Here is a 620-nt window from a genome sequence, read left to right as displayed (position 1 = left end):
AGCAGTAAGCTTCGAAAAAATCGTAGAAATCGACAACTGAAATGAAAAGTGATAAATAAAAAATTAAATATTTGGGAAGAATTCGCCAAAGAAACTAATGGGGAATTTATTGATGCATTTTCTTGGCACTCTGCTAAAACACAAATTGAATATAATGGTTTGAAGATTATTTTTGACAACTATACTTTGTGGTCAGGAAAATTTAGTACGGAAATGAGTCGAATAATAGTTCCTTATAATTCATTCGAGAATTTTAAGTTTAAAATTTACAGAAGTGGAATTATTAGCAATTTAGAAAGAATATTTGGCGGACAAGATATAGAAATTGGACGAGCTGAATACGACAAAAAGTTCATAATTAAATCTAACAATGAACATAAAATTAAAACTTTGCTTCAGAATAGAAAAATCAGAAACTTAATAGAAATGCAAAAAAACATAAACATTGAAATATCTGATGATAAAGGAATTTGGGAAGGCAAACTTGCAGAAAACCAATTTGAATTATCTTTCTACGATGATGGAGAAATTAAAGATATAGAAAGGTTAAAATCTTTACTAAATCTTTTCAAAGAATTTATTGATGAACTCATAGAATTGAAAATAATCGACAGAAAAGC

At 27.6% G+C, this 620-nt stretch carries 1 protein-coding gene; it reads left to right on the top strand.

The window, feature by feature from the left end; genetic code table 11:
* Positions 1-48 precede the first annotated feature (48 nt).
* Positions 49-620 (top strand): DUF3137 domain-containing protein (locus tag H2650_RS15730; RefSeq protein WP_188051778.1); only part of this gene is annotated, 572 nt, incomplete at its 3' end.

The organism is Flavobacterium sp. GP15, assembly GCF_014281985.1.
GTDB classification, from domain to species: Bacteria; Bacteroidota; Bacteroidia; order Flavobacteriales; family Flavobacteriaceae; genus Flavobacterium; species Flavobacterium pygoscelis.
Note: the sequence above shows the minus strand (reverse complement) of the source record. Positions and strands in the feature narration are given on the sequence as shown.